The sequence below is a fragment of the Nitrospira sp. BLG_1 genome, assembly GCF_047338595.1.
In the GTDB taxonomy this organism is placed as follows: domain Bacteria; phylum Nitrospirota; class Nitrospiria; order Nitrospirales; family Nitrospiraceae; genus Nitrospira_D.
In genome coordinates this window covers 1-12,937 of the sequence record NZ_JBLFBO010000058.1, presented here as the reverse complement: position 1 = coordinate 12,937, position 12,937 = coordinate 1, and the positions used below count along the sequence as shown (strand labels likewise).

Here is a 12,937-nt window from a genome sequence, read left to right as displayed (position 1 = left end):
GGGAAGGCGGCAAGACGGTCGGCTCTGGCGTCGTGACGGAAATCTTGGCCTGAAGTTGAGCGCTGTCGGCTGACAGCTAAGGAGAGTTGCGATGCGCGAGATTATCGACATGGCTTGTACGCTCTGCAAGCAGCGGAATTACTCGACCATGAAGAATAAGAAGAACGATCCGGATCGGTTGGAGCGAAACAAGTTCTGCAAATTCTGTCGGAAGCATGTGCCTCATAAAGAGGTGAAATAGTGTGCTGAGAGTTGAGTGCTCAGTGCTGAGTTCGGGTGATTTTCTGTGATGCCTCAGCGCTCATGGCTCAACACTGAGTGTAGGGGCATGGTGTCAATGGCAGCACATCGGTCTCCAAAACCGAGAGTCTAGGTTCAAATCCTAGTGCCCCTGCCAAGCTCAGCGTGCTTCAGTTGCCGTCTATAGGGGTGATGGAGCGGACTTGTGGGTGGTGTTGAGGGGCTAGAGGGTTTGCAGTAGGGCTTGGTAATTTTGGCGAGTGATTGGCAGGTTTGTAGGGCGGTGGTGCGGTAAAGCTCGGAGTAACTGATGTTCAAGCGAATGACAGAATCGATTCGGTTGTTTGTGACGGACGTGCGGACCGAGATGAAGAAAGTCTCGTTTCCGAGTCGTGCGGAAACGATCGGCTCAACGACCGTCGTTATTGTATTCTGTATCCTGATGTCGGTCTACCTATCCGTCATTGACTCATTCCTCTCCTGGTTGGTTGGGAAGCTCATTTGAATCAGCCGAAAAGAGGGGCAGCAGCATTTCATCGAAGGCCTGAGGGTGGTGCATGACAAAGAACTGGTACGTCATACATACGTACGCGGGTTTTGAGGGGCGTGTGAAAACCAGCCTCATGGAGCGTGCGAGTCAAATGGGGCTTGTGGAGAAGGTCGGGCAGGTGCTTGTTCCGACTGAAGACGTGATTGAGATAAAGGATGGGAAGCGGCGGACATCTCGTCGGAAATTCTTCCCGGGATATGTTCTGGTGGAGCTGGAGTCTCCGTTGGCGGATGAGACGCTTCAGATGATCAAGGAGACTCCCAAAGTAACGGGATTTGTCGGCGGCGGAGTTGTGCCAACGCCGCTTAGCGAGGAGGAGGTCGAGTCCCTGCTCAAACAAGTTGATGCGGGTCAAGCGGAACCGCGTGAGCAGGTCAAATTCATCAAGAGTGATAATGTCCGTATTATCGATGGTCCGTTTCTGGGGTTCAATGGCGTGGTGGACGAAGTTGATCAGGATCATAGCCGATTGAAGGTCATGGTCAGCATCTTCGGCCGGTCGACCCCGGTTGAATTGGGATTTCTGCAGGTTGAACGGATTTAATGCAGCGGTCAGCGGTTAGCCGTCGGCTCTCAGCTTAGGCTGAAGGCTGAAAGCTCAAGACTGAAAGCTCGGGAGAAGAGACATGGCAAAAGAGGTATCAGCGCAGATTAAGTTGCAAATCCCGGCCGGCAAGGCCAATCCAGCGCCTCCGGTGGGCCCGTCGCTTGGCCAGCATGGCGTCAACATTATGGAGTTTTGCAAACAGTTCAATGCCAAGACTCAGAAGGAGGGGGACAGCATCATCCCCGTGGTCATCACGGTCTATAAAGATCGTACATTCAGCTTCATCATGAAGACGCCTCCGGCTTCGGATCTGCTGAAGAAGGCCGCCGGAGTCATTAAGGGCTCTGGTGTCCCGCAGAAGGACAAAGTGGGGAAAATCACCAGGCAGCAGCTGAACGAGATCGCGCGCAAGAAAATGGGTGATCTGAATGCCGCCGATGTGGAGGGGGCAGCCAGAATTATTGAAGGAACTGCGCGCAGCATGGGTGTTGTGATTCAGGGTTAATTTTCGAGACCGAAGGAGCGGCAGGCTATGGGAAAGAAGATGAATGCAGCGCTCAAGAATGTTGAGCCGCGTGTCTACGGATTGCGCGAGGCGGTTGAGACAGTGAAGCGCTCGGCGTTTGCGAAGTTCGATGAGTCGGTCGATCTGGCGCTTCGGCTCGGGATCGATCCCAAGCGCTCGGATCAGCTTGTTCGAGGAACGGCAGCGCTTCCTCATGGGACGGGGAAGAAGGTTCGGGTGCTGGTCTTTGCCAAGGGCGAAAAGGAGCAGGAGGCGAGACAGGCGGGAGCCGACTATGTGGGTTCCGATGATTTGATGGAGAAAATCAAGGGCGGGTGGATGGAGTTCGATTGCGCCATTTCTACTCCTGACCTCATGGCGTCTGTCGGAAAACTCGGGAAGGTGCTCGGACCTCGAGGGCTGATGCCGAATCCCAAAACGGGAACGGTGACATTCGAAGTCGGGAAGGCTGTTGCCGATATTCGGAAGGGACGGGTTGAATTCAAGGTTGAAAAGGCCGGTATTGTACATGTGTTGGTCGGGAAAGTGTCCTTTGATCCGGCGAAGCTCTACGACAATGCGTCGGCCATCCTTGAATCCGTTATTAAGGCAAAACCTGCGTCCTGCAAGGGGCGCTATCTTAAGAGCGCTACGATTACGAGCACGATGGGACCGGGAGTGAAGTTGGATACCATCGCACTGACGAAGCAGTGGAGCTAGATGGAGGACGTCGGTCGTCGGTGGTCGGTCGGGAAGACCCGGTAGGTCCTGATTGATCAGCGGTGGATGGCGAATCCTTGGAGAAGGAGAGCGATGAAGAAGGAAGAAAAGGTTACGACAGTGGCGGCATTGGCCGAAAAGTTCGGTCGCGCCAGGTTGGCTATCTTGACGGAATGCGTCGGTCTTCCTGTCAATGAGGTCACGGAGTTACGCAAGCAACTTCGAGGGGTCAAGGCCGAATACCGAATCGTGAAGAATACGCTCGCGGCTCGTGCTGCCGAGGGCACCGCGCTGATTGGGCTCAAGGAGCATCTCAAGGGACCGACCGGCGTCGTCATTGGGTATGATGATCCCGTGTTGCCGACCAAGGTGTTGAGGGATTTTATCGGAGCGGAAAAGCGCGAAGAGAAGATTAAAATGACGGCCGGTGTGCTGGAAGGCAAACTTCTTCAGCCGGCTGATCTCGTGGCCGTCGCGAGGCTGCCCAAGAAAGAAGTGCTCATTGCGATGTTGCTCTCGGCCATGCAAGGGCCGATTCGTGGCGTTGTGTATACATTGAGTGCGGTGTTGTCAAAATTTGTCAGAGTCATTGCAGCCATTCAGGATAAACGGAAAGGAGAAGGGGAAATGCCAGCTACAGAAGGAAAATTGTCGCAAGAGGAATTGATCAAGGCGATCGAGGGTATGAGCGTGCTCGATTTAGCCGAGCTTGTCAAGGGGTTGGAAACGAGATTCGGCGTCACGGCGGCGGCACCGGTTGCAGTGGCGGCGGCACCGGCTGCAGGGGGCGGAGCGGCAGCACCAGCTGAAGAGAAAACCGCATTCGATGTCATTCTTGCGTCCGCACCGGCGGACAAGAAAATTCAGGTCATTAAGGTGGTCCGCGAGCTTACCAATCTCGGATTGAAGGAAGCGAAGGATCTGGTTGAAGGCGCTCCGAAGCCGGTCAAGACGGGAGTGGCTAAGGAAGAAGCGGATACGATGAAGAAAAAGCTCGAAGAAAGCGGTGCAAAGGTCGAAGTGAAGTAGGGCTGTCATTCGTCATAGTCACTGGTCATTGTGCATGGGCGGCAGGTTGATTGCGGGAGGCCTGTTTGTGCATCTCATGACCGGTGGCTGCTGTTCACCGCCAACCAGTGTGGAGGAGTAGGAATGTCCGAAACGACTCTGCAGGAGTTCGTCGAGCGGAAAGATTTTTCACGCATTCGAACCAATATCGATATTCCAGACCTGATCGAAATTCAGAAGCGCTCCTACGAGGAGTTTCTGCAATTTGAGGTCGAGCCGGATCGCCGGAAGGATTATGGATTACAGGCGGCGTTGGCCAGCGTGTTTCCGATTCCAGACTATAACAACACGGCCGTACTCGAATTTTCAAGTTACACCTTGGGTGCGCCGAAGTACGATGAGCGCGAGTGTCTCGAGCAGGGGATGACGTTTGCGGTTCCGTTGAAGCTGCGTGTCCGCTTGGTGGTATTCGATAAGGAAGATAAAGGACCTCGTAAGAAGGTGCTCGATGTGCGGGAGCAAGAGGTCTATGTCGGCGAATTGCCACTGATGACCGAACGCGGAACCTTTATCGTGAATGGAACCGAACGAGTCGTCGTCAGTCAGCTTCATCGGTCGCCTGGTGCATCCTTTACCCACGATAAGGGCCGCACGCATGCGAGCGGCAAAGTGTTGTACTCGGCGCGTATTATCCCCTATCGAGGCTCATGGCTCGATTTTGAGTTTGATGCCAGGGATATTCTTTATGTTCGGATCGATCGTCGGCGGAAAATGCCCACCACGATTTTGTTGAAAGCCTTTGGGTTTTCGAGTGACGATCTGCTCAAAATGTACTACCCCGTGGAGGAAATTCGGGTCTCCAAGGGCAAGATGTTCCGCAAGTTGGATGCGGAGATTCATCATGGACTTCGTTGTTCTGCCGAGGTCACCGACAAGAATAGCAAAGAGCCGTTGGTGCGGGAGGGGGCTCGGCTGACCAAGGGGATGATCGCCAAGCTCAAGGCAGCAGGAGTGAAAGAGATTCCTATGCTTCCCGGCGAGTTGGTGGGCCGAGCCATTCTTACGGAGTTAGTCGACTCAAAGAAGAACAAGCTGGCAGAGAAAAATCAGCGGTTGACCCCCGAGATCGTCGAGCAAATCGTCGAGAGCGATGTTGAAGAGTTTAAGGTGATCTATCTCGACATGGCTACAGCCACGCCGGTCATTCTCGATACGTTGGAGATGGAGAAGATCGCTTCAAAAGAGGAGGCGATGGTGGAGATCTACCGTCGCCTACGTCCGGGAGAGACTCCGTCAGTCGATACTGCGCGGGCCTTGTTCGATAATCTTTTTCTGAACTCTAAGCGGTACGATCTTTCGCCAGTAGGTCGCCTCAAGCTCAATAAGAAGCTTGGATTGGATTTGCCGCTCGAGCAGCGAACGCTCACCGCGCAAGATATTGTTGAAGTCATTCGGTATCTCGTGAATTTGAAGATCGGCAAGGGGGAAATCGACGACATCGATCACTTGGGGAATCGTCGAGTACGATCCGTCGGGGAATTGCTCGAAAATCAGTTCCGGCTGGGTCTCGTTCGGATGGAGCGCAGTATCAAGGAGCGGATGAATCTCCTTGATATGGAAACGGTACTTCCGCACGACCTGATCAACGCCAAGCCGGTGGTTGCAGCGGTCAAGGAATTCTTCAGCAGTAGCCAGTTGTCTCAATTTATGGACCAAACCAACCCTCTGGCGGAAATCACGCATAAACGTCGTCTATCCGCGCTTGGCCCCGGTGGGTTGACCAGAGAACGCGCTGGCTTCGAGGTTCGAGACGTGCATCCGTCCCACTATAGCCGTATCTGTCCGATTGAAACACCGGAAGGCCCAAATATCGGGTTGATTACGTCGTTGGCCACGTATGCACGGATTAACCAATTTGGATTCATCGAGGCACCCTACCGGAAGGTTGTAAAAGGGCGTGTGACGGATGAAATCGAGTTTCTCTCGGCGATCGAGGGCGACAAATACATCATCGCTCAGGCAAACTCGAAGCTGGATGGGACCGGTAAATTGGTATCAGAAACGGTATCTTGCCGTCATGGCGGAGACTTTGTCTTAGCCACGCCGGATAAAATTGATTATATGGACGTATCGCCGAAGCAAGTGGTGAGTGTCGCAACGGCGCTCGTCCCGTTTTTAGAGCACGACGATGCCAACCGCGCGCTGATGGGATCCAACATGCAGCGGCAGGCTGTTCCGTTGGTCACGTCCGAATCTCCGCTGGTTGGGACGGGGATGGAGGCTGTGGTTGCCAGAGACTCCGGATATGTGATCCAAGCTCGGCGTCCCGGTGTTGTGGAGAGTGTCGATGCGACCCGTATTGTAGTGCGGGCCGAATCAAAAGACGGTAAGAAGGGAAAAGATTCGGGATTGGACGTTTACGATCTTATTAAGTTCCAGCGATCAAATCAAAATACCTGCATTACGCAAACTCCCGTGGTTCGAATCGGTCAGCCGGTGAAGCAGGGGCAAGTCTTGGGGGATGGGCCAGCGATTGATCATGGAGAGTTGGCGTTGGGAAAAAACGTGCTCGTCGCGTTCATGCCCTGGGGCGGATATAACTTCGAAGACGCCATCTTGCTCAGTGAAAAGTTGGTCCGCGAGGACGCCTTCACGTCCATCCATATTGAAGAATTCGAGGTGGAAGCTCGTGACACCAAGTTGGGTAAGGAAGATGTGACGAGAGATATTCCCAATGTCGGCGAAGAGGCGCTGAGAAATTTGGATGAGAGCGGCATCATCCGCATCGGAGCCGAGGTCAAGCCGGGCGATATCCTCGTCGGTAAGGTGACGCCAAAAGGCGAGACTCAATTGACTCCGGAAGAGAAATTGCTCAGGGCGATCTTTGGTGAGAAGGCCGGCGATGTGAAGGATACGTCGCTCACGGTGCCTCCTGGGGTCGAAGGCATCGTCGTCGATGTGAAAATCTTTTCACGCAAGGGGCTCGATAAGGATGAGCGTTCGAAGAGCATTGAAACCGATGACCAAATGAAATTGCAGCGTGATCACCATGAAGAGCTGCGGATTATCGACGAAGAGAAGACGAAGAAGATTCGGAAACTCTTGCTCGGTAAGGTGGTGGGACGCGATCTGATGGATCCTGAAAGCGGCGATGTCATCCTCAAAAAGAAGGGGAAATTGACCGCAGAGATCCTCAAACGATTGCCCGATGACACGGTGCGGCACATTATCCTGAGCGATCCAGATGAGCAAAAAGAGCTTGAGGATGTCGAGCGGAGGGCGAAGGAGCAGATCGAAATCTTGCAGACGTTGTATGACGAAAAAGTCGGTCGGCTCAAGCGGGGCGACGAGTTGCCTCCGGGGGTCATCAAGCTCGTCAAGGTCTATATTGCGATGAAGCGCAAGATTCAAGTCGGCGATAAAATGGCCGGCCGTCACGGCAATAAAGGTGTCGTGTCTCGAGTGTTGCCGGAAGAGGATATGCCCTACTTGCCTGATGGCACTCCTGTTGAAATTGTTTTGAATCCGCTTGGTGTGCCCTCTCGTATGAATGTCGGGCAGATCTTGGAAACACATCTTGGGTGGGCTGCAAAGGCATTAGGGGTGAAGGTGGCGAGCCCGGTATTTGACGGCGCCTCCGAGAAGGAAATTAAGGAATTGCTCAAAAAAGCGAAGCTGCCAACGAGCGGCCAAGCTCATCTCGTTGACGGAAAAACCGGAGAGCCGTTCGGAAGCCCGGTGACCGTCGGGTACATGTATGTGCTCAAGCTGCACCATTTGGTGGACGACAAGATTCACGCACGGTCCATCGGTCCGTATTCGCTTGTGACGCAGCAACCATTGGGCGGGAAGGCCCAATTCGGAGGCCAGCGATTAGGGGAGATGGAAGTGTGGGCTCTGCAAGCGTATGGAGCGGCGTCCACATTGCAGGAATTCCTCACGGTCAAGTCCGACGACGTTCCTGGACGGTCTCGCATGTACGAAGCGGTCGTCAAGGGCGAACCATTCCTTGAGCCGGGGTTGCCGGAGTCGTTCAATGTGTTGGTCAAGGAGTTGCAGAGCTTAGGGCTTGATGTCGAATTAGTGAAGACGCAAGACTAACCGCTTGTGTGTCGGCGAGTGGCCGGCATCAGAGGAGGTCATTACCTTGGAAGGCGTATATACATTATTTGAAAAGCAGCGGGATTCTGTCTCGTTTGATTCGATGCGTATTCGCATTGCTTCGCCCGAGAAAATCAGATCCTGGTCCTACGGTGAGGTCAAAAAGCCGGAGACGATCAATTATCGGTCATTCAAGCCGGAAAAAGATGGGCTCTTCTGCGCCAAGATTTTTGGTCCAACAAAGGATTGGGAGTGTAACTGCGGAAAATATAAGCGGATGAAACATCGCGGAATCGTCTGCGATAAGTGCGGTGTTGAAGTCATTCAATCGAAGGTTCGCCGTGAACGGATGGGCCATATCGAATTAGCTGCGCCTGTCGCTCATATATGGTTTCTGAAAGGTGTCCCGAGCCGGATCGGAACTCTGCTTGACATGAGTCTCAAGCAGTTGGAAAAGATTCTCTACTTTGAGAGCTACGTATGTGTGGATCCCGGGTCAACGGATCTATCGGAAAAAGAATTAGTTCCTGAGGATAAGTTGCGCACGCTTGTTTCGGAATATGGATCGAGCGGATTCAAGGTCGGGATTGGGGCCGAGGCTATCCGTGACTTGCTAAGAAAGATTGATATCAATGCCTTGTGGGACGAACTACAAGTAAAGGCCAAGGCGTCCACGTCTGCCGCGATGAAGAAGAAGTATGCAAAACGGCTCAAGGTGCTTGAGGCATTCAGAAAATCGGGGAATAAGCCGGAGTGGATGATCATGGATGTGATCCCGGTCCTTCCTCCGGAACTGCGTCCCTTGGTTCCGTTGGATGGGGGACGGTTTGCCACATCCGATCTCAACGATCTGTACCGACGTGTGATCAATCGCAATAATCGGTTGAAGCGGCTCATGGAGCTGAAGGCGCCGGGAGTGATTATCCGGAATGAAATGCGAATGTTGCAGGAAGCGGTCGACGCCCTTTTTGATAATGGACGGCGAGGTCGTGCCATTCGTGGACCCAACAAGCGGCCGCTGAAGTCGTTAAGCGACATGCTCAAAGGAAAGCAGGGGCGGTTCCGACAGAATCTGCTCGGGAAGCGCGTCGACTATTCAGGTCGTACGGTCATCGTCGTCGGGCCGGAGTTGCGCCTGCATCAATGCGGGCTACCCAAAAAGATGGCGTTGGAATTGTTCAAGCCGTTTATCTTCCATAAGCTGGAGGCGCGTGGAGCCGCAACGACGATTAAGAGCGCGAAGCGTTTGGTGGAGAAGGAACGCCCTGAAGTCTGGGACGTTCTTGATGAGGTCATTCGGGAACATCCGGTCCTGCTGAATCGGGCGCCCACGCTTCATCGATTGGGCATCCAAGCTTTTGATCCGGTGTTGGTGGAAGGGAAGGCGATTCGCTTGCATCCGCTCGTCTGCGCCGCATTCAACGCGGACTTCGATGGAGATCAGATGGCGGTGCATGTGCCGTTGTCTGTGGAGGCGCAAGTCGAGGCGCGTGTCCTGATGATGTCCATTAACAATATTCTCTCTCCTGCTAACGGGAAGCCGATCGCCGTGCCGTCGCAGGACATGGTGTTGGGATGTTACTGGTTGACAAAAGAGCGACTCGGGGCCAGAGGTGAGGGGAAAGTCTTTGGGTCAGCTGAAGAGGTCCGAATCGCATTTGACGCCCGCGAAGTGGAAGAGCATGCTCGAATCAAGGTGCGCCTGGCCGGCTCACTGGTGCAGACGACCGTCGGGCGGGTGTTGTTGTCGGAAATTCTCCCGTCAGGGCTCCCATTCGCCAATGCGAACAAGCTCATGACGAAGAAGGAGATGACCAAGCTCATTGACGCGGTCTACCGTCAAACCGGTCATCGCGACACTGTGGAATTTCTGGATAAGATCAAGGATATCGGCTTTACCTACGCGACAAAGGCCGGATTGTCGATCTGTATCGACAACATGCACATTCCCAGTAAGAAAGAAGACTTCATTGGGAAGGCGCAGCGCGAGGTGAATGAGATCGAGAAGCAGTATTCTGAGGGCTTGATCACGAACGGAGAGCGGTACAATAAGGTCATCGATATCTGGGCTCATGTCACGGAACAGGTTTCAAACGAAATGATGAAAGAGCTTGGGGCCGGTGGCGATCCCGGTAAGGTGGAATCGTTTAATCCCATCTTTATGATGGCCGACTCCGGTGCGCGTGGCAGCTCACAGCAAATCCGTCAGCTGGGTGGGATGCGCGGTCTGATGGCAAAACCATCGGGTGAGATCATTGAGACACCGATTACGGCTAATTTCCGTGAGGGCTTAACGGTGTTGCAGTATTTCATCTCGACTCACGGTGCCCGTAAGGGTCTCGCCGATACAGCGCTGAAGACCGCCAATTCAGGGTACCTGACTCGTCGCCTTGTCGATATTGCCCAAGACGTTATTATTCACGAGCTTGACTGTGGGACGCGTGATGGCATTACTGTCAGCGCACTCGTGGAAGGTGGAGAGGTTATTCAGCCTTTAGAAGAACGAATTCTTGGCCGTTTGGCGGCAGAAGACATTCGTGACCCAGTGACGGGGGAAATCATCGTTTCCTGGAACGAAGAGATTACTGAGGAGCTGACCAAGTCGGTCGTTGAAGCCGGAGTGGACCGTGTCAAGATTCGATCCGTTCTGACCTGTCAAGCGCCGCGCGGCGTGTGCCGAGCTTGTTATGGGCGTGACTTAGCGCGGGGGCGTCTGGTCGAGAAAGGTGAGCCGGTCGGTGTCATCGCGGCGCAGTCAATCGGGGAGCCCGGAACACAGCTCACCATGCGGACGTTCCACATAGGTGGTACAGCCAGTAAGGTGGTCGAGCAAACGGTGCTCGAGGCCAAGCATGCTGGGCGGATCAGGTTCATGAGTTTTGATGCGAAGAAGAACGCCGACATTCACAACGCTGGGATTGCTGTTCGCAATAAGGATGGTGAATGGGTGGTCATGAATCGCAATACAAAAATTGCGATCGTCGACGATAGCGGCCGAGAGCGAGAGAAGTACCCCGTCGTGTATGGGGCTAAGATCAAGATCAAAGATGGTGATCCCGTTGTCGTAGGGCAAAAACTAGTTGAGTGGGATCCGTACTCTCTTACGATCTTAACAGAGGTGGGGGGGAGAGTCGCCTACGGAGACATCGTCGAGGGCGTCACGATGAAGGATGAGTTCGACGAAGTGACGGGGTTGTCTCGAAAGGTGATCATTGAACATACCGGTCAGACGCTCCGTCCTCGCGTCTCGATCAAAGATGAGGGGGGCAAGACCGCTAAAGTGCCTGGCGGTTCGAACGCCGTTGCGCGGTATTTGTTGCCGGTCGGGGCCCATATCTTCGTCGAGAAGGGGGCCACGGTATTTCCGGGGGACGTCCTGGCAAAGATTCCTCGAGAAACCACGAAGACGAAAGATATTACAGGGGGTCTTCCTCGGGTCGTGGAGCTGTTTGAAGCTCGAAAGCCGAAGGAACAGGCCGTCATCACGGAAATTGATGGCGAGGTCTCTTACGGTGGGTTTGTAAAAGGACAGCGCAAGGTCCTGGTCGACAATAAAATGGGTGACGTGAAGGAGTATTTTATTCCCAAAGGGAAGCACGTAAACGTGCATGAGGGTGATTGGGTTCGTGCTGGCGAACCCCTCATGGACGGGTCGGCGAATCCTCATGACATTCTGGATGTCCTTGGTCCTAATGAGTTGCAGAAGTATTTGGTGGATGAGGTTCAGGATGTCTACCGATTACAGGGTGTGTCGATCAACGACAAACATATTGAAATCATTGTGCGACAGATGTTGCGCAAGGTTCGCGTTGAGGACCCTGGTGATACCCAGTTCCTACCTGGTAGTCAGGTGAGTAAGGGGGTCTTTGAAAGGGAAAATGAGCGAGTGCTTTCGAAAAATGGAACCCCAGCCCTAGGGAAGCCAGTGCTGTTGGGTATTACGAAGGCGGCTTTGACGACCGACAGCTTTATTTCGGCGGCCTCTTTCCAGGAAACAACGCGCGTCTTGACGGAAGCAGCCATCAATGGTCGGGAGGATAATCTTCTTGGCTTGAAGGAAAACGTTATTGTCGGGCGCCTCATTCCTGCCGGATCTGGGTTTGAGGAGTATCGAGATACATTCGTGATGAGTGAAAAGCCGGAGGGCCTGTCTATTGGCGCTGGAACGACGGCGACTGCTCTGGCATCGGAACCAGTTGTGTCAACCGCGTCAGGAGAAAATGCTCGATCGTAGCAAAGTAGTGGTCATTCACCCCTTGACAGTTGGTGATCGCATCACTATAATCCGGCGGCTTTGCAGGTGATGGGACGTACTTGATAGCTTGAAGAGGATCAGAACGTAATGCCTACGATCAATCAGTTGGTTCGAAAGGGGAGGGCGTTTGTCAAGTCCAAGACAAAAAGCCCGGCTTTGAGGTCTTGCCCTCAAAAAAGAGGAGTCTGTCTGCGTGTTTATACGACGACTCCGAAAAAGCCGAATTCAGCATTGAGGAAAGTTGCGCGTGTGCGTCTGACGAACGGTATGGAGGTGACGACCTATATTCCTGGCGTCGGGCACAATCTCCAGGAGCACTCAATTGTGCTTGTGCGAGGGGGGCGTGTTAAAGACCTTCCGGGTGTTCGTTACCACTTGGTTCGTGGTGCGCTAGATGCTGTCGGGGTAGCTGGTCGAAAGCAGAGTCGTTCGAAGTATGGAGCTAAGCGTCCAAAGTAACCATCTTGTTGTGATGGGTTTAATCTAGATATCAGAATAGGTCACTATGCCACGCAGTAGATTTTTGGGTCAACGGGAAGTACTTCCAGATGTTCGCTATCGCGATAAGTTGGTGGGCAAGTTTATTAATGCACTGATGAGTAGTGGAAAGAAGAGTACCACCGAGCGTATCTGTTACGGAGCGTTCGATGTGATTCAAGAGAAGACGGGTGGTGATCCGCTCAAGGTGTTTAAGGCGGCGGTGGATAATGTGAAGCCGATCGTTGAGGTTAAGTCGCGCCGGGTTGGAGGGGCTTCCTATCAGGTGCCGGTTGAGATTAGGCCGGCCCGACGTGTTTCTTTGGCTTTGCGCTGGTTGTCGCAGTTTGCTCGTACGCGTGGTGGTAAGAGTATGCGTGAAAAGCTCGCAGCCGAATTGATTGATGCCTCGAATAATACTGGGGCTGCGGTGAAGAAACGGGAAGACGTGCATCGGATGGCTGAGGCGAATAAGGCATTCGCCCATTATCGCTGGTAACGTCGTTCTGTGCTGCAGTTGAGCCGTGCTGCGAT

Annotated in this window: 10 protein-coding genes, 1 tRNA gene and 1 pseudogene; all 12 read left to right on the top strand. The window is 53.5% G+C overall.

The window, feature by feature from the left end:
• The first annotated feature begins 91 nt into the window (after positions 1-91).
• The 12 genes and pseudogenes from rpmG (at position 92) to rpsG (ending at position 12,902) form a co-directional block, all read left to right on the top strand.
• Entirely contained in the window at positions 92-241 is a 150-nt protein-coding gene (gene rpmG / locus ACMTNU_RS18845) for a 50S ribosomal protein L33 (RefSeq protein ID WP_086424536.1), read from the top strand.
• Positions 242-322: 81 nt separating this feature from the next.
• A tRNA-Trp gene (locus ACMTNU_RS18840) sits at positions 323-397 on the top strand.
• A gap of 153 nt (positions 398-550) precedes the next feature.
• Entirely contained in the window at positions 551-745 is a 195-nt protein-coding gene (gene secE, locus ACMTNU_RS18835) for a preprotein translocase subunit SecE (protein WP_086424537.1), read from the top strand.
• 52 nt (positions 746-797) lie between these two features.
• The gene (nusG, locus tag ACMTNU_RS18830; RefSeq protein ID WP_413936833.1) at positions 798-1,334 is read left to right on the top strand and encodes a transcription termination/antitermination protein NusG; all 537 of its coding nucleotides are present in this window, start codon (positions 798-800) and stop codon (positions 1,332-1,334) included.
• Positions 1,335-1,416: 82 nt separating this feature from the next.
• Positions 1,417-1,842 carry a 50S ribosomal protein L11 gene (rplK, locus tag ACMTNU_RS18825; RefSeq protein ID WP_413936832.1) on the top strand — a complete coding sequence of 142 codons (426 nt, stop codon included), beginning with the start codon at positions 1,417-1,419 and terminating at the stop codon, positions 1,840-1,842.
• 27 nt (positions 1,843-1,869) lie between these two features.
• Complete coding sequence (rplA, locus tag ACMTNU_RS18820) at positions 1,870-2,562, top strand: 50S ribosomal protein L1 (protein ID WP_413936831.1); 693 nt, start codon at positions 1,870-1,872, stop codon at positions 2,560-2,562.
• 66 nt (positions 2,563-2,628) lie between these two features.
• Positions 2,629-3,162: pseudogene (gene rplJ, locus ACMTNU_RS18815) on the top strand (50S ribosomal protein L10); the annotation flags it as partial.
• A gap of 27 nt (positions 3,163-3,189) precedes the next feature.
• A complete protein-coding gene (gene rplL, locus ACMTNU_RS18810; RefSeq protein ID WP_245631049.1) occupies positions 3,190-3,591 on the top strand; it encodes a 50S ribosomal protein L7/L12 in 402 nt (133 codons plus the stop codon).
• A gap of 123 nt (positions 3,592-3,714) precedes the next feature.
• Positions 3,715-7,671 (top strand): DNA-directed RNA polymerase subunit beta, encoded by a 3,957-nt coding sequence (gene rpoB, locus ACMTNU_RS18805; RefSeq protein ID WP_413936830.1) that lies wholly within the window; start codon positions 3,715-3,717, stop codon positions 7,669-7,671.
• Between the two features lie 46 nt (positions 7,672-7,717).
• Entirely contained in the window at positions 7,718-11,905 is a 4,188-nt protein-coding gene (gene rpoC, locus ACMTNU_RS18800; RefSeq protein ID WP_413936829.1) for a DNA-directed RNA polymerase subunit beta', read from the top strand.
• A gap of 108 nt (positions 11,906-12,013) precedes the next feature.
• The gene (rpsL, locus tag ACMTNU_RS18795) at positions 12,014-12,385 is read left to right on the top strand and encodes a 30S ribosomal protein S12 (RefSeq protein ID WP_086424542.1); all 372 of its coding nucleotides are present in this window, start codon (positions 12,014-12,016) and stop codon (positions 12,383-12,385) included.
• A 46-nt stretch (positions 12,386-12,431) separates the two neighbouring features.
• The gene (gene rpsG, locus ACMTNU_RS18790) at positions 12,432-12,902 is read left to right on the top strand and encodes a 30S ribosomal protein S7 (RefSeq protein ID WP_413936828.1); all 471 of its coding nucleotides are present in this window, start codon (positions 12,432-12,434) and stop codon (positions 12,900-12,902) included.
• Positions 12,903-12,937: the final 35 nt, after the last annotated feature.